18 protein-coding genes are annotated in these 14,559 nt (G+C 61.0%); 2 read left to right on the top strand and 16 right to left on the bottom strand.

The window, feature by feature from the left end; translation table 11 throughout:
- Positions 1–197 precede the first annotated feature (197 nt).
- On the bottom strand, positions 198–2,741 hold the full coding sequence (locus tag WDJ57_RS21290; RefSeq protein ID WP_338904388.1) for a hypothetical protein: 2,544 nt from the start codon (positions 2,739–2,741) through the stop codon (positions 198–200).
- Positions 2,742–2,977: 236 nt separating this feature from the next.
- Here WDJ57_RS21290 and WDJ57_RS21285 point away from each other — a divergent pair, with 236 nt between their 5' ends.
- The gene (locus WDJ57_RS21285; RefSeq protein ID WP_338904390.1) at positions 2,978–3,139 is read left to right on the top strand and encodes a hypothetical protein; all 162 of its coding nucleotides are present in this window, start codon (positions 2,978–2,980) and stop codon (positions 3,137–3,139) included.
- Between the two features lie 620 nt (positions 3,140–3,759).
- Here WDJ57_RS21285 and WDJ57_RS21280 read toward each other — a convergent pair.
- From WDJ57_RS21280 to WDJ57_RS21215, 14 genes are all read right to left on the bottom strand, one after another.
- Positions 3,760–5,568 (bottom strand): winged helix-turn-helix domain-containing protein, encoded by a 1,809-nt coding sequence (locus tag WDJ57_RS21280; RefSeq protein WP_338904392.1) that lies wholly within the window; start codon positions 5,566–5,568, stop codon positions 3,760–3,762.
- Positions 5,565–5,867 carry a hypothetical protein gene (locus WDJ57_RS21275; RefSeq protein WP_338904394.1) on the bottom strand — a complete coding sequence of 101 codons (303 nt, stop codon included), beginning with the start codon at positions 5,865–5,867 and terminating at the stop codon, positions 5,565–5,567. The genes WDJ57_RS21280 and WDJ57_RS21275 overlap by 4 nt, the downstream gene beginning before the upstream one ends.
- Positions 5,864–6,772: a DUF6884 domain-containing protein gene (locus tag WDJ57_RS21270; protein WP_338904395.1), complete on the bottom strand. Its 909-nt coding sequence runs from the start codon at positions 6,770–6,772 to the stop codon at positions 5,864–5,866. Before WDJ57_RS21270 ends, WDJ57_RS21275 begins: the two co-directional genes overlap by 4 nt.
- Complete coding sequence (locus WDJ57_RS21265; RefSeq protein WP_338904397.1) at positions 6,769–7,011, bottom strand: hypothetical protein; 243 nt, start codon at positions 7,009–7,011, stop codon at positions 6,769–6,771. Before WDJ57_RS21265 ends, WDJ57_RS21270 begins: the two co-directional genes overlap by 4 nt.
- Positions 7,011–7,139, bottom strand: a complete 129-nt coding sequence (locus tag WDJ57_RS21260) for a hypothetical protein (protein ID WP_338904399.1) — start codon at positions 7,137–7,139, stop codon at positions 7,011–7,013. The genes WDJ57_RS21265 and WDJ57_RS21260 overlap by 1 nt, the downstream gene beginning before the upstream one ends.
- A 553-nt stretch (positions 7,140–7,692) precedes the next feature.
- Positions 7,693–8,163, bottom strand: a complete 471-nt coding sequence (locus tag WDJ57_RS21255; RefSeq protein ID WP_338904401.1) for a hypothetical protein — start codon at positions 8,161–8,163, stop codon at positions 7,693–7,695.
- A 6-nt stretch (positions 8,164–8,169) separates the two neighbouring features.
- A complete protein-coding gene (locus WDJ57_RS21250; RefSeq protein ID WP_338904402.1) occupies positions 8,170–8,658 on the bottom strand; it encodes a hypothetical protein in 489 nt (162 codons plus the stop codon).
- Positions 8,655–9,602 carry a hypothetical protein gene (locus WDJ57_RS21245; RefSeq protein ID WP_338904403.1) on the bottom strand — a complete coding sequence of 316 codons (948 nt, stop codon included), beginning with the start codon at positions 9,600–9,602 and terminating at the stop codon, positions 8,655–8,657. The genes WDJ57_RS21250 and WDJ57_RS21245 overlap by 4 nt, the downstream gene beginning before the upstream one ends.
- On the bottom strand, positions 9,602–9,940 hold the full coding sequence (locus tag WDJ57_RS21240) for a hypothetical protein (RefSeq protein WP_338904405.1): 339 nt from the start codon (positions 9,938–9,940) through the stop codon (positions 9,602–9,604). Before WDJ57_RS21240 ends, WDJ57_RS21245 begins: the two co-directional genes overlap by 1 nt.
- Before the next feature lie 253 nt (positions 9,941–10,193).
- The gene (locus tag WDJ57_RS21235; RefSeq protein WP_338906500.1) at positions 10,194–11,234 is read right to left on the bottom strand and encodes a tyrosine-type recombinase/integrase; all 1,041 of its coding nucleotides are present in this window, start codon (positions 11,232–11,234) and stop codon (positions 10,194–10,196) included.
- Positions 11,231–11,860 carry a J domain-containing protein gene (locus WDJ57_RS21230; protein WP_338904315.1) on the bottom strand — a complete coding sequence of 210 codons (630 nt, stop codon included), beginning with the start codon at positions 11,858–11,860 and terminating at the stop codon, positions 11,231–11,233. The genes WDJ57_RS21235 and WDJ57_RS21230 overlap by 4 nt, the downstream gene beginning before the upstream one ends.
- On the bottom strand, positions 11,857–12,261 hold the full coding sequence (locus WDJ57_RS21225; RefSeq protein WP_338904316.1) for a hypothetical protein: 405 nt from the start codon (positions 12,259–12,261) through the stop codon (positions 11,857–11,859). The genes WDJ57_RS21230 and WDJ57_RS21225 overlap by 4 nt, the downstream gene beginning before the upstream one ends.
- Entirely contained in the window at positions 12,258–12,764 is a 507-nt protein-coding gene (locus tag WDJ57_RS21220; RefSeq protein ID WP_338906512.1) for a hypothetical protein, read from the bottom strand. Before WDJ57_RS21220 ends, WDJ57_RS21225 begins: the two co-directional genes overlap by 4 nt.
- On the bottom strand, positions 12,761–13,402 hold the full coding sequence (locus WDJ57_RS21215) for a PadR family transcriptional regulator (RefSeq protein ID WP_338906497.1): 642 nt from the start codon (positions 13,400–13,402) through the stop codon (positions 12,761–12,763). The genes WDJ57_RS21220 and WDJ57_RS21215 overlap by 4 nt, the downstream gene beginning before the upstream one ends.
- Before the next feature lie 347 nt (positions 13,403–13,749).
- Here WDJ57_RS21215 and WDJ57_RS21210 point away from each other — a divergent pair, with 347 nt between their 5' ends.
- The gene (locus tag WDJ57_RS21210; RefSeq protein ID WP_338904320.1) at positions 13,750–13,974 is read left to right on the top strand and encodes a type IV toxin-antitoxin system AbiEi family antitoxin domain-containing protein; all 225 of its coding nucleotides are present in this window, start codon (positions 13,750–13,752) and stop codon (positions 13,972–13,974) included.
- Positions 13,975–14,237: 263 nt separating this feature from the next.
- Here the strand turns inward: WDJ57_RS21210 and WDJ57_RS21205 are convergent, their stop codons facing one another.
- Positions 14,238–14,525, bottom strand: a complete 288-nt coding sequence (locus WDJ57_RS21205; RefSeq protein ID WP_338904322.1) for a hypothetical protein — start codon at positions 14,523–14,525, stop codon at positions 14,238–14,240.
- Positions 14,526–14,559 lie beyond the last annotated feature (34 nt).

Here is a 14,559-nt window from a genome sequence, read left to right as displayed (position 1 = left end):
CAGTAGTTTGAGTCAGGTCCCGTCTACTATCTGGGATTCCTTGCGGTAGTCCAGTCGTGGCCGGTGTATGGGATTCCAAGGTATTCGCACATCGCGTCATCTCATGCCGATAACGCCATCTTTTACCTCAACACGAGAGATGACTTTGTTCTCTTGTCGCCGGTCCCCTTTCCTGCGTCGTCGCAGAATATAACCGATCATGAAGTGTCCCGCGGGACATCGATAACGATGCCGTTGTTGTCCGTACTGTCGATGTGGGCACGATAGGTAAACTGGACATGAACCTTGTCTCGAATGTCAGCGCCGTCGGCCAAGTCCTCAGCATTCCACCCCTCCACATCCTCGCCAGGCGTCACCGACACAGAAATCGGATGATCGTCTGCGTCTTCGGCGTACTCGAACTCAGCATCGAAGACGGCAATTGCGGCTGTCTCGGACATTGACTCAGTGACAACAGGGACATCACAGAAGCTGAGGTAGCTTCCGAGGGAATCGGTGTGTTCTCTTTCACTTCGGTCATCATCGCGCAACACAGTTTTACCGTCAACTTGCTCAACGACGAACGCTCTAACTTCGTGATTGGCAGCGATGTCTGCGAGCACGTCGGGCAGTTCAGCAAATTTGTTGATTGTGCGCTCTTCGAAATTCAGATGTTCCACGACGAAGTTTCGGTACCGTTGCAGCAGCTGTGTAAATCGGTCACCGAAGAAGGTCGACACTCCATCGTCAACGAATATCCGACGCGGCATCACTACAGCACCACTAAAATCGCCACCAACATCGGGACCGAACACTTCTCCTTGTTTGATTTCTCCCGTCTCTGCGAGCACTGTCCGAAGTCCGCTTGATTCCAGTTGTGAATTGACCTTCTCAGCAAGTCCATCCGTCCGCCCTTCGTCAAGTGGTTGTTTACGTACCCACTGTTGCTTTTGCTCGTCGAGTGCGGTCTTGATGTCTTTGAAGTGGCGGATCAGAACGTTGCACCGCTGGTCGATTGGTGGATATTCGTCGTGGAACTTCTTGAGTGGGTAGTTGGTGCGGTACGAGGCGATCCTGTCGGTAATCTTGTCTACTGTGTGCTGGTCCGCCTCAGATTCGAGGATGACACTGCTCTCGGGAGAACGATCTCGGACGGCGGTCATCGTATCGAAGTCAAGCGTCCAGACAAGCATGGTGCAGTAGAAGTCCAGCAACCACGTGTTGACAGACATCCCTGTGGTCGCACTACCGTAGTTGTCATCGAGTGCATGATTGAGATTCCATCGCTCCCAGTAACTCAGTCTACCCCCCTCGTCCCTCATCCCGAAATAGATCTCTGAAGGTCTCTCAATGTCATCAAGTTTGCTCTCGGCATACTCACTGAGCACGTGTTCCAGAAACGTTGCTTGGAGTTCGTCCGCACGGAACAGTTTGAGTACCCAGCCATACGCCGCAAACCGTAGCCGATTAATAGCTACGCGATACTGATCCGCTCGTTGCTGTTTCTGCCGATTCACGTCTCCAACGACATCGTCTGTTGCATCTTCTTCTCCTCTTGGTACTGGCGGTGCGTGTTCGTATCGTCTAAACTGGAAGATGTCGTCAAGGAGGTGGTGCAGATACGCCAGCGCCGTGCGGCTTTCGCCCTCAATTGAACGACGCCACAGAGATGTCTGTGTTGCGAACCAAGCGTCGAGTACTGTTACACTGGTCTCCAGTTCTCCTAATGAACTTGCCCCGTCGAATGAGGCCAAAACCTTGTGCTGGAACTCTTCGAACCGAGACAATATTTGTTCGATACCCCCGCTCTCAGGGTATTCGGCAAGCTTCTGCGTGAGAAATTGTGGCATCGTCTCCAGTGACCAGCAGGCAATCTTCGTCTCGTCGGTAATCGACACCCCGTAGAAGATAGCTCCATACGACGTGATAACCTTGTCTTCTAATTCTTCGTTCGGTTTTTCTAAACTGCGGCGGTGTAGACCAAGGTATCGATCCCTGACGAAACCAAGTAGTTGCTGATCAATCTCGACTTCGTGGTCCTCCTCATCCAACTCAATCATCAACGAGGTCACATTCCCGAGTGTATCTTCGAGTCGTCGGGGGCGGTTCTGCTCGATATCTGCTTTCGCAGCATCGAAGAAGTGTTCGAGATATGCGTCGTAGCTCCCGCTCGCCTTTCCGTACTTCCCTGTCCGTGCAGCCGCCGCGAATTTCATCACCGTCTCGTCCAGCGTGTTGTGGAGCAAGAGTGAGAATACTACCCAGAAACGGTGGATAGTGACGACGACGCTGACAAGAAGCAATGCTCCCACTGACAGTCCCACATCTGTCATGACGTACTGACCCGTCGAGAGGATGACACCCAAGCCCACGAGAAGGTTCGCGGCGAAGAGAAACGTGATGGTCTCGATCGAGCGGAGTTTGTTTGCGAGGTCTTCGACGACTTCGGGAGTGGTCGGCAAATTGCGGACAGACTGCCACGCAAACGAGAGGGCAACCAGAATCAGCGTGATTACGGTGGCGTGGATACCCCACAGCGCGGTCAGGCTGTCCGTGGTGAAGCTTACCGTCGGGAGCGGAGAAAGAACTGGATCAATGATGGGAACCACAAAGTACCAGGGCAATCCGACGAGGAGGGCGATCACGATTCCGATGCTGATACCTTCCCTGCGACTGTATCGCCCAGCGATGAGGCGGTTAATTGTAATTGCTAGATAGCGTGCAATCTTCGCGGTGGCATCGGTCATGCCCACAACAGCCATCACAGAAGCGTGCCAACGCTGGCGGTATAATAGTTTCTCAGGGACAGGTCAGAAGTCCATTATTTGAATGTGAATCTTCCCGAAGACAGTGAGACAGCGGTATATATATAAGTGATTTTAGTTGACTCCGTGCAAGATATGCGCACTCTATTCAGCACGGGCGCTGAAACTTATCACTACTTGAGGGTTTCAACAAGGCCAAAAAAACTAGGAAACTGGGGGGTGTGTGTAAAAATATGCGGCTCAGGATGAACGATGAGAGGGAGCGTCGTCTTGAAGCGCTCCTCGAAGCCAGCGGCGAGAATACGAAAAGCAAGGCCATCGACAGTGCCGCGAAGTATTACGTCCGGATGTCCGGGGCACTGGCGCGGTTCCGACCGGAAAGGTGGCGGAACTGATGCAGCTGGCTGAACAACAGGGCAGCGTCACGCCAGCCGAGATCGCAGACGTCCTCAACACTGCGGAACTCCCGGTCACTTGGGAGAGCAACTGGTCAGTGGGTGACTGATATCAAGTACAGGAGTTTCGCACAGGGGCGTTCAACTCAGAAAGGTGCCTAAGAAGATCTGGCCTGTTCTCGTGTCGGAGTATTCCCAACAGCCGTTACCCCCGTACTCCCGGTATTGACTGGTCTCCGGGACTCCTCCGACAGTCCAGGCTGCGGTAGCGGTGCGGGAAGGGCCGGCCCGGTCTGGGCCGGTCCGTTTTACCCGTGCCCCCTCAGGGGCACTAACGCTAAGGGGGACCGGCCGACCGCTGTGCCACCCAGACCGGCCGGCACCGGCCGAGAACGACGTCGAGCCGGCGGAATCGAGGGTTGGACTGCCGGCCGTTTCGCGCCAGTTGTGGTGAAATAATCTACTGGCGCTCCGTTAACACCCGAGTGAAAGCGAATTGTATAAGAATAGTTATTGAAGGTATCTAGATAGTATATGTTGACTACAGGAACGGACTGAAAAGAAGAAGCGAGTGCGATGGCAGGAGCTACCGACCCGGCGAACCGGCCGGAGACGGCGGGCTACCCTGGCGGCCCGGTCGCGAACAGCGGACTGTTGTCGACGCGAACGCGGACTTCGTCGTGGTCGAGATACTCCTGGTCGAGCGCGCGAGCGAGCTGGTCGGGACGGAGGTCGACGTCTCCGAAGTAGCGCCACGTCGAGGAGCCGTCGCCGGCGTCGCCACCAGTGGACTCGTCCTCACCAGCAGCGACCGACTCGGCGCGGTCGACGTCCTCCTGGTCGGCCTGCCGCTGCTCGCGACGTTCGCGACGCTCCTCGGCACGGTCGCGACGATCTTCGGGCTGGTCGCCAGGGTTGATCTCGTCGAGGACGTCCTGGCCGAGTTCCTCAAGGAAGCGACTCGACCAGCTAACCAGCGTCACGGCGCCGCGCTCGCGTTCGAGGATTCCAGGGCCGCGAGCCGGGCCAGCCTCACACAGCCGGCGCACGTGCTTGCGCACGGTCCGATACGCCGCGCCTGTCTGCTCGACCAGCTGGTCGTAAGTCATCCCGGCAGCATCATCGGGCGCGTCACGAAGCGCCGCGAGGATGTCGTACACCAGGTCCGTTCGGTGACTCGTCGCCTGCCGGTACAACGGCGGCACGAGACTCTCGTAATGGCGCTGCAGCCACTCGCGGCGACCCTCGGGCTTCTGAAAGGCAATCGGTGGCGCGTCGGGGCCGTCACTGTAGTCGTCGGCGACGAGATGGTCCTCGCGAACGTCGGCCCACGAGAGGTGCGTCAGCAGGACCTCCTCCAGGACAGCCATCACCTCGTTCCAGCGGTTCATCGGAATCGCACGGCGGACACGCTGGTTCTGCTCCTCGTCGTAGACGCGTTCTTTGCCCTCCAGCGCGACCTCGACCTTCGGCTGATCCATCGGATACTCCAACTTCTCGGGGTGGTCGGGATAGTAGACCTTGATGGAGAGCTGGGCGTCCAGCGCCGGGAACCCGAGCTTCTCCCAGGCGTCGGTCTGCAGCCAGCACTCCATCCACTTGCCGTCCTCGTACTTCCCGCGCGTATCCAGGTCGGCCTCGTGGGCAGCCAGCAGATCCGCAGACTGGCGGATCGTCTGGACGACGTGTTGCTCTTTCACGCGCTCGATGCGCTGATGCACTTCGGCCTTGGTGAAGCGTGCCGAGTCCTGGCAGATATCGTCAACTTTCAACTGGTAGCCCAGCGCTCCGCCCAGGAACTTCGTCGCGAGAGCGATGGCTTCGGTGATATCCTCCAGCCACGTCGCCTGGACAGTCAGGAATGATCCTTCGCTGTACGGGATATCGAACGAGGAACCGTCCTTCTGGATGAGGTCCTCCCGCTGCGGGCGGATCTTGACCGAGAACGAGCGATCCGGTGTCGATCCCCAGCGGATCGCGCCGTCGTCGTCGACTGGCCGCAACGTGAGGTCGTACTTGTAGAACGCGCGGTACTCGCCACCGATCTCGCGACCAGCTCGCCACGGCGAACTCACGAGCGTGACGGCGAAGCGACCGTCCTCGTCGTCGTGGGGATGCTCGAAGTCCCGGGAGAGCACGCGATACTCCTTGTCGTCGTACTCGACGATATCGTCCGTCGCCAGCCAGGCAGCGCGTGCGTGCTGGTAGGCACTCCCGTTGGGCAGCGGCCGATCATCGTCAAGGCCCCACTTCCGGCGAAGTTCATCGGCGTCCCGCTCGAGATCTTCGAGGGTGAAGGTACCGTTCGCGCCGTGGCGAGCCGGCGCAGGCATGGTCTCCGTCGTGGTGTCGACAGCCTCCTGGCGCCGGTAGTCGTGGCGAGCCGCCGTCCGATAGGCGACGTCGGCGTCTGGCTGGTCGAGGCTCACTCTAACCACCTCATCTCCGGCTTCCTGGTGTGCTGGGCGCCGTAGTCACGCACCTCGATACTCTCGACAGTGGCCCACTCGTCGGGAAACTTCGCGGAGTCCTTCGAGCGGACCTCGTGACGGACGTCGACGCCAACCCCGTGCGTGTAGGCGATGACGATGCGGTGGTCAACGGTCTCGTGACGGTGACGGTGGCCGACGAAGGGCTTGCTCGACCACTGCGCCAGCGTGTAGAGCCGGTCACGGTCCCAGCGCCGGACGTGGTCGTCGTCCGAGCCGGTGCTGTACTTCGCCGTCATGGCGACTCACCTCCGTCAGTGACAGCCTCGGTCGCAGCATCGACCTCGTCGCCCATCCAGTCGATCTGCTCGAACATCCCACCCTGGGCTTGCGCAACATCTTGGAATGGGAACGACACCGACAGCTCGCCGGGTATAAGGAGTGCGTCGAAGACATGACGGTCCTCCAGCGGCTTGCGGTAGTCCCGACCGAGGAGCACTTCTAACTCTACGTCTCGGGGATCGACACCACTAGCAACGTTCGACAACCACGTTGACAGCCCCTCGTGGACGTCCAGCGCCCACCTGTCGAGGAGCGTCGTCACGTCGTCTCCGGACGGAAGGCGCTGGTCCGAGTCAACGGGAATCCCTCGCAGGTCGCTGGGCGTCTTCTCGTAATGCTCGATCGGCGTCGCCGGGTCGAGGACCGCGTGCTCGGCAGAGATGATGCGCCACTCGTCGGCGCACGTCTCTCCGTACCTGCGCTTGTTCGTCCAGTAGGCACCCTTGTACCGCGCTTTCGCGGGGATCGGCTGGTCGTCCTCGTACTTCGAGCCGGAGCAGCCGACTGCGCCCAGCGTGAGTGGGTCGCGGTCACGGTATTCGTCGATTGCGTCCCGGACTCTGAAGCAAAACGACATCCCATAGCCGTGGCCGTCAGCACCCACGACACCGCGATCGATGTCGACCACCGTCTGGCGAACATCGACCAGATCGTCGCACTCGGAGGCGAGATGCGCCGACATGAGATCGGGAACATGCTCGTCGGCGAGGATGTCCAGCAGCAATCGGTACAAGGGCTTGTCCGCCGCCGCAACCGTCGTTGCGCCGCGGACGCCCCAGACCCAGTGACTCGAGACGGCGAGGTCACCGCCAGGAAGGGCGTGCTCGCGAGGGCGTGGGCAGAGCTTGTCCTCGCGCGTCACGCGGACCACCTCCAGTCCTCGAACGTGCTCTGGCCCTCGACATCGGGCCGATCACCCGGCATCGGCACGTTCTCGACGGTCTGCTCACCGTCTGGCTCGGGATCCGTGGCGTAGACCGTCTCACCAGCCTCGACGTCGTCGGCGTCGTCCTCCTGGTCGTCGGGCGACTGCACCGGGCGCTCGGTGATGTGCTGGTAGGTACCGTCGAGCGGCTGGCCCTCGTAGGTCCGCTCGACCATCAGCGCTCACCTCCGTAGCGACAGCCCACACAGCGGCCCTCGCTGTCGAGATACTGCTCGTCGACGCGGTCGCCACACTCGATGCAGACCCGCGAGAGTTCCGACAACGAGTCGGGGAGACTACTCACGTGACTCACCTCCGTGCTCGCACCCGCTGATACCGCAGCCAGTCAGCCCACAATTGGGGCACTCCCAACAGTCGTTTCCTGCTGGATTCGGCTCCGCTCCGCAGGTGGTACACTCGCCAGGGTTCCGCGTGATACAACCAGTCAATTGAACCACCTCCGTCGTCGTGCGCTAAGTAGCGCTAAGATAGCAGATGTGGTTCTATGAGACTCTCTACTCCCGAGTATCGCGTTTCCGTGGTTGTTTGCGGTGGTTCGCCTCAGACTATACCCCGCAAATTCGGCAGTTTGAGTGGTCTGGTTTGAGGCACCCCCTACGCTTATGCCGGAAGAAGATCCGGCCAGGACTATGGAGGTAGCAATAACTCCAGAAGTTGTAGCGGCTTTCAGTGGTACCGTAACGGCTGTTGTTGCGGTTTTCCAACTACTTACCCACGACGGAGATGAAGGTGGGGATGACGACGACGATGGGTCTGGCGGAAACTCAGGAGGGGCGGTATTCCTACCCGTGCATGAACACGCGTTACGTAGGGCCCGTCGGTAATCGATAGATATCTCAGACATCGCCCTCACCTCCGTCGGTCGCGAGAGCCCGAGAAGTTCCAGACACGCCAGCGCCGGCCGCGTTCCGGTCGACCTCGTCCCAGGGTTTCGCTTCGCCATCGCGAACGATGTACCACTCACCGGGCGGCCGGTCCCGACCGTCGCGCTCTTCCAGGCGGTCGGGGCGCTCGCCGATTTCGTCCAGGCGCGACGCCCGGCGCTCCAGCATCTCGACGATCTTCTCGCGCGGCCCGCGGTCGAGTTGGTGCTCGATCTGGAGCCAGAAGTTGATGACGCGCTTGGAGTCGATGCCCTCGATGCGCTTCTGGATGAACCAGCCCGGCTCCGTGTTATACTGCGAGCCACTGTCGAACAGCGGCCGGTCGAGGAAGCGAGCGGGGTCTTCGCCGATCTTCTCGCGAAGTTCCGCGCTTCGCTCGTGCGTGTGACTGCGGGTTGCCCGGGTCTGGCCCTCACCTGCCATCGCCGGTCACCCCCGACCGACGAGTTCGGGCCAGGGCAATTGCGCCACTTCCTGCTCGTGGCGGTCGACCTCGTACCAGCTATCGCGCAGGTGTTCTTCCAGGAGGGTCGCTGGGACGATCACCATCTCGACGAGGCGCTTCGCGTCCTCGTGCTCCTCGTAGACAGCCAGCAGGAACACGCCGCTCTCGGAGACCATTGCGTCGAGCTGGTCGACGGGAATCAGCCACCGCCCAGGCCGGTTTCCGCGCGCGCCGTTGCTGACGTGGCGCTTGCAGGCCTTGATCTCGACTAGCGTGTCGGCGTCGACCAGCGGGATGCCGCCAAAGGACACAGTTGGGGCGGTCCGCGGGCCGATCACGTCCGTCGCGACGGCGTCGTAGAACGCCTCGGCGTTGCCCGCGGCCTGTAGGCCGTCGACGGCGTCTATGACGAGTGCCTCGACGTCCTCGCCGATGGCTTTCGGCTCTGCGAGGGGATCTCGCGAGCGACTCACGCCTGGTCACCTCCGTGGTCGTCAACGTCAGGTCCGATATACCGCTCTGGAACTGGAACCCATCGAGCCTTCCCGTCGCGAAACTTGACTTTCAGACCGGCCATGCTGTCGTTGAACCCGGGAGCGTTCCGGCCTGCACAGTTGGACGGGAAGGTCAGATTGCAGTCCTGACACTCCCATCCGAAACATTCTGGAACGATTCCCGGAAGCGGTTTGCCGCCGCTCTTCGAGTGCCCGACATAGCGTCCGCAATCGGGACACGTGGGCTTGTACTCGTCATGCTCCAACTGTGCCACTTCCCGCACGTCGGGGTTGCGTGAGAGTGCAACCTGGCCGCCATCGGTCTTCAGCCGCTCGTCGTCTCGGGACACGCGACCGTCAGCAAGCGCGTCCTCGAAGCACGAAGAGCACAACAACTCCCGACCACCATCGCACACCTGAATCGCTCGCAAGGCTTCTTCGCGGTTGGAGACGCCGCAATCCTCGCATCGAGCAGTCTCATCAACTGGTAGTCCGCCATCAGCGACCAGACGTGCTTCCGGATCCTCGTCGAGGACCTCGCGCTCGTACTCGAAGGCGAAGTCCAACCGATCGCGCCAGAGGTCGACGAGATGTCGGCGCTCGCAGGTCCGCAACTCGTCCAGGTCGACACCCGGCGATGGCACGTACGACCGGGGCCAGCCCGTGCCGTCGACCAGCCCCTTCGGCACGTAGCCCTCCCCATCTGGATTCGCGACCGCGGGTCCAACCGTCTCGACGACGTTCGCGCTGACGAGGTGACCGTAGCGGACGCGGATGATGCGCCCCTCCTTGATCTCACAGCTGACGGCCAGACAGCGCGGCCCTCGCTTCGAAGGGTCCTCCGCGGCTGGGTGGTCGAGCCAGCTCTCTGGGAGTGGCTTGTACGCGTGATCATCTCGCTCAACGGGCCACTCACTCGGCATCAGACGTCACCTCCCGCGACCGGGTCGAGCCCGATATCTTCCGGTCCGAAGTCCTCAGCGGCGAGCTGGGCGGCCAGCGACGACTGTCTGATGGGTGGGTCGTAGGTCGGGTCGCCGTGGTCGGCGTCGATGTGAACCACGCGGCCCGAGCGGGAGTCTGCGGTCACCAACTGCGACAGCGGCGCGTCGATATCCCCAGTAGTCTCGCACTCGGGGAAGCAGTAGCGGCAGGGACCACGCTGGTCAAGATCGGTATCTTTCGCCGCGCGCCAGTCGTCGTGGTTGTCGATCGTCTCGTGACACGCGGGGAGCGGGCCGCCGACGATCATGGGCGGCACACCCCCTCAGCGCGCGCTGGACACTGCGGTTGGTCGTCTGGATCGAACGACTCACCACAGTACAAACAGCGGGGGTTCGGTAAGGAATCGGGGTCGAACTGCCGCTGTTGCTTAGACACAGCGGCTCACCCCCGCGATTTGAGAAGTGACTTCCGGATGTTGTTGCCGGAATCCCTTAAGGTAGGATGGGTTCGGGCAGATTTCGGCTACGAACCTATCGCCGTCCCCTGGTTTTGGACCGATACCACTGTCGTTACTCGTGCGTTCTGGTGTCATCGTCAAGTGAAAGTGCGTCGAGGTGGCCGCGGCGGCGCACTTCGAGTTCGCGCCGCGGATCTTCCTTGTCGTAGTGTTCTTCGATGGTATCTGGGCTGGAGTTGACCCGATCTGCAATGACCTCAATCGGGACGCCACGGGAGAGCTGCCATGTAATCGAGCCTGTCCGCACCTGGTGGGGCGACCGACTTGACGGACATCCGCTTGCCGTGACGTACGACAGATACTCACAGGAGGCCGGGTCGTTCTCGTGCGGGCAGGGGCCGTGCTTGCAGGGGACCGTCGCCAAGTAGCACCAATCGCGGATAGTACTAGTCGCCGGTCGCCCTGCCTCGCTGGGGATGAGCGGCGAGCGGCCGTACCTGTCGGAGATGTCCATCCGCTCGCGATCCAGGAACTCGGCAAGGACGGCCGTCGGCTCGTCGAGCAACCCGACGTAGCGCTCGCCACGACGACCCTTCTTGAGCTCGGTGCCGGTCTCCGGCCGGTGCTCGAATCGGAGCCACTGTTCGTCGGCGTTGAAATCTCGCACATCGAGACTCCGTAGCGCCCCCGACCGACAGCCGACGGTCCAGAAGATTTCCAGGAGAGCGTGTGGGCGACTCGCGCGCTGGGGACTATCGCGATACCACGAGAGTAACGCCTCGCCACGCTCTGGCGGCAGCATCGTGTCGTCACTGCGGTCTGCTGGATCGACATCGGGTATCTCAACAGCCGTCGGGACAGCCTCGTCGACGACTCCAATCGAGACACAGTACTCCAGCCACTGCCGGAGCGTCCCGAGTTCCTTGTTAAGCGTGAGAGGTTTGGCGTTCTGATGGCGATGCAGCTGATACTCGTCAATGTCCCATCCGTCGATGTCACGAATGGAGTCGAACCCTTCTCGCTCGCAGTACTCGACGAACAGTTTGAGGCGGTACCACAGCGTCGACAGCGTGGAGTCGCGAACGTCTGGTCGTCGACGATCAAGCCAGCGCTCCGCTGCCTCGCGTGGGGAGAGATCGCGGCCATCACTCATCGCTCCCCTCCGTCCAACATCGCTTCCTTCGCCTGGCGGACGCGCTTCAGTTCCTCGGCGCTGCCGCCCTGGTCGGGGTGGGCAGTCTTCGTCTTCTGACGGTAGGCCGCCTCGACGACGTCTTCGGGAGCGTCCGGCGTGACATCGAGGACCTCGTGCGGCGCTGGCTGGTCGGCCGGCGCGTCGGCGACGATGGCTTCTTCGTTGCCGCTGGGCAGCCGCGCCGTCGCGAACTCGGACTGCCCGGTCGTCACCGGCCGGTCAGACATCTTGCGCTTCTCACGAATGTACAGCCCAATCGCCCGGGCGTTGTCCCGCCAGTCCGTGTAGTGATCGCAGGCGACGGCGAATTGCTGGCCATCTTTCGACCACCGGACCACGACCGCTGGATCCGACGGGTTGGCGTTCGCATACGGCATCCCGTCCTGTTTCCGGTGGGGAGCGGCCGTCGAGACGCGCCAATCATCAGCGCCGACGCGATCCAGTAGTTCCGTCTCGATGCGCCGAAGTGCCTCGTGGAACGTAACGCCGAACTTCGAGGTGTGGACGCGTTGTGACGCGGGCGTCCGTTCGAATTGTGCCGGCCAGTCGACCGCTCCGTCCGTGCGGTCCTGCTGGCTCGTCATCTATCCACCTCCAGCTCGTCACGCTCGAACGCCTGGTCGCAGGCTTCGAAACTACAGGCGTAGTGGTCGCCGCAGTTCTGGACGCCGGCGTGGCCGCACGGACAGATCGCGTCGCGGTTCGCGACGATCTCAGCCGCGCGCTCGCTGGCCCAGGATTCGACCTTCCAGACACGCCGGCTGTTCTCGGTCGGCATCGATTCACCGTCGTAGGCCTCCCAGCCCTCCTTGGCGATGACACTGTCGTGGGACAGTGAGCGAATCGTCCCAACGTAGTCCTCTGGCACATCGGCCATGAAAAACGTCTCCGGCGGGTCAGGCAACCAGTTGAGGAGGTCCGCATAGTTGCGGACGACCGAGCCCGCCTGAGGTGCGCCAGGGTGGCCGCCTTTGGACTGGCTCATGGCTGCACCTTGTTCTCCAGCAAGTCGTTCTCCCTCGCGTAGACGCGATTACGGCGCGAACACTCCTGGCAGCAGTAGAAGAGGTAGTCGTTCTCCAACTGCACGCGATAGTCTGCAGCAGAGTCACAGACTTCGTACGCACAGTCCTCGTCGTCGACTTCTTCGTCTGCTGCAACTGGCTCTGGAACGATAGCTGGCTCGTCTAGCTCCTGCTGCCCGCCGTCGGCGCGAACACTCTCGCCGTCAGGAAGGAACCGCTCGGTACAGCATCGCAAAGCAGCGGCCAGCGTCTCGTGGTCGTCGCCACAGAAATCACACACTGGCTGGCCACCGTCGGCCCGGACGACCGCCCCCTCCTGGACCGCATCGACGCTGCCGGCCAGCTGGTCGAGGATGCCCGCCAGATGGCCAGCCGTCTCGCGTTGCATCTCAGTCATCTCCTCGGCGTCGGCCGCGAGGGCGCACTGTTTGCGGGCCTCGCGCAGTCTGTCGGCGGGATTCATGAGACGGCGCCCTCCTCGCGCAGGTCGTCGACCCGGACGGCCTCGCCGATATCCAGGTCTGCAACCTCGTCGCACCAGAGCGCGTCGTCCTGGGTGACGACATCGAGGTCGTACTCCTCCGCGTGCTCGCGGGACATCATGCGGATCTCGCCGAACGTCTGGCCGCTGTTGACCAGCTCGTCGTGGTTCGCGACGGTCGGATCCTCGCCGCTGTCATCAATCTCCAAGTCGGCGTCGTCCTCGTAGGCGATGAAGTGTACCGGGACGAACTCCTGCCCGCCGTCGGCGACGACCTCGGCTTGGCAGATGTCGGTCAGCGTCGCGAGATGTTCGGCCTGCACTTCGAGCAGGCGCTTCCCGGCGTGAGTCAACGCGTAGCGATTCGTGCGCTCGTCGAGGTCGCTCTTTTCGACCAGGTCGGCCTGAACGAGTTGATCGAGGTTCGGGTACAGCCGGCCGTGGTTGACCTCTTCGCCGTAGAGGTCTTCGAGCCGGCGCTTGATTTCGAGCCCGTAGCTCGTGGCATCCTCGTGGTCGATCTCCTGCAGGACGGCGAGCGTGTCGCGCTGGAACGCGGACAGGTCCGTCCAGGTGGTCGTGGTATCGGTACTGTCGGTCGTGGTGGTGTCGGTACTCATGAGTGGATCTCGGTGAGAACTGGGTGATCGTCGGTCGATACCGCGTGCCGGTGCGAACCTTGAAACGGTCGCGCGTCGTTGTCTTCCATGGGTCGGAGATCCGACCGACGCGACACCCGTGGTAGGGACACGGTGTCGCACCCAGCGAGTTTTTGCGGCGTGTCGCCGGGTAGAGACACCCTTCGGAGTGTCGCGTCGATCTGTATCACATGGATTAATGAGACTGAATAATAAATCTTCACATCAATCCATGTGGTTAACCACACGTATTCGTTATTGGAACCTGATAAGTTACCGGGCGTTGAATAAGGTAAAAAGTGGCTTCCACACGTCAACCACCGGGGTGGATGCAGTTGCCCATTGACGACAGAATCCTTGAGCTGTTGTCTGAGACAGGTATTATACTGTCGCCCGCGGTAATCGCTATCAACATCGACAAATCCAGAGATGAAGTCAATCGTCGTCTTTCCAAACTTGTTGATAAAGGGATGGTAGAACGTGTGAAGAGGGGCTACTATCGAATTACACCAGACGGCGAAGCATATCTTCAGGGAGAATCCGAAAGCTCCTGACTGTTCTACAGATAGAAGCCGACGCGGTGTCAGATTTCCCTGATTGACATCACCTCGCAATCGTTCCGTTCTAAGAGTAAGCCGCGTTCGAGCTGACGATCCACAATTTCGGCCCCCAGGGCACGCACTGACTAGACCTGATGTTTGTATAACGCTTTGGGAGCCAATATTTTTTGAGAGTCTCTGTCGCTGGTTACGATGGGGTGCCCAAACAGCATCCCGAAACCTTCCTAGGAATGACCCTCGGGCATCAGATAGCCCATTCACGGCACCGCCACCTCCTCGATGTCGAGTTCACGCACGAGCTGGTCGACCCACTCTGGTAACTCTGGCAGTGAGGTCAGCCCGGAGCCGGCGTTCGTCGTCTGCAGGTGCGCGACACCGTTGCTGACGTCAAAGGTCCAGACTTCGTCAGTAGCTACGCGGATTACGTCGATGCGGGCGTCGAACTCTGGGTGCCGATACTCGTCCTGGACGCTGATGCGATACTGCTCGCCGTTCATGTACCTGCTCGTCGACCGCGCGGCGGAGGCCTGGTCTACAGAGGCCATACCCGGAGCGACCGCCGGCCTTGTAAAAGGGTTC

This window comes from Salinibaculum sp. SYNS191 (genome assembly GCF_037338445.1).
GTDB lineage: Archaea > Halobacteriota > Halobacteria > Halobacteriales > Haloarculaceae > Salinibaculum > Salinibaculum marinum.
This window is presented reverse-complemented; position numbering and strand designations above follow the sequence as displayed.

What these genes read in the sequence shown, in the direction of transcription:
- WDJ57_RS21290 (WP_338904388.1), bottom strand. Translation starts at nt 2,741, where the DNA reads ATGGCTGTTGTGGGCATGACCGATGCCACCGCGAAGATTGCACGCTAT.
- WDJ57_RS21285 (WP_338904390.1), top strand. Translation starts at nt 2,978, where the DNA reads ATGCGGCTCAGGATGAACGATGAGAGGGAGCGTCGTCTTGAAGCGCTC.
- WDJ57_RS21275 (WP_338904394.1), bottom strand. Translation starts at nt 5,867, where the DNA reads ATGACGGCGAAGTACAGCACCGGCTCGGACGACGACCACGTCCGGCGC.
- WDJ57_RS21265 (WP_338904397.1), bottom strand. Translation starts at nt 7,011, where the DNA reads ATGGTCGAGCGGACCTACGAGGGCCAGCCGCTCGACGGTACCTACCAG.
- WDJ57_RS21255 (WP_338904401.1), bottom strand. Translation starts at nt 8,163, where the DNA reads ATGGCAGGTGAGGGCCAGACCCGGGCAACCCGCAGTCACACGCACGAG.
- WDJ57_RS21245 (WP_338904403.1), bottom strand. Translation starts at nt 9,602, where the DNA reads ATGCCGAGTGAGTGGCCCGTTGAGCGAGATGATCACGCGTACAAGCCA.
- WDJ57_RS21235 (WP_338906500.1), bottom strand. Translation starts at nt 11,234, where the DNA reads ATGAGTGATGGCCGCGATCTCTCCCCACGCGAGGCAGCGGAGCGCTGG.
- WDJ57_RS21230 (WP_338904315.1), bottom strand. Translation starts at nt 11,860, where the DNA reads ATGACGAGCCAGCAGGACCGCACGGACGGAGCGGTCGACTGGCCGGCA.
- WDJ57_RS21225 (WP_338904316.1), bottom strand. Translation starts at nt 12,261, where the DNA reads ATGAGCCAGTCCAAAGGCGGCCACCCTGGCGCACCTCAGGCGGGCTCG.
- WDJ57_RS21220 (WP_338906512.1), bottom strand. Translation starts at nt 12,764, where the DNA reads ATGAATCCCGCCGACAGACTGCGCGAGGCCCGCAAACAGTGCGCCCTC.
- WDJ57_RS21215 (WP_338906497.1), bottom strand. Translation starts at nt 13,402, where the DNA reads ATGAGTACCGACACCACCACGACCGACAGTACCGATACCACGACCACC.
- WDJ57_RS21210 (WP_338904320.1), top strand. Translation starts at nt 13,750, where the DNA reads ATGCAGTTGCCCATTGACGACAGAATCCTTGAGCTGTTGTCTGAGACA.
- WDJ57_RS21205 (WP_338904322.1), bottom strand. Translation starts at nt 14,525, where the DNA reads ATGGCCTCTGTAGACCAGGCCTCCGCCGCGCGGTCGACGAGCAGGTAC.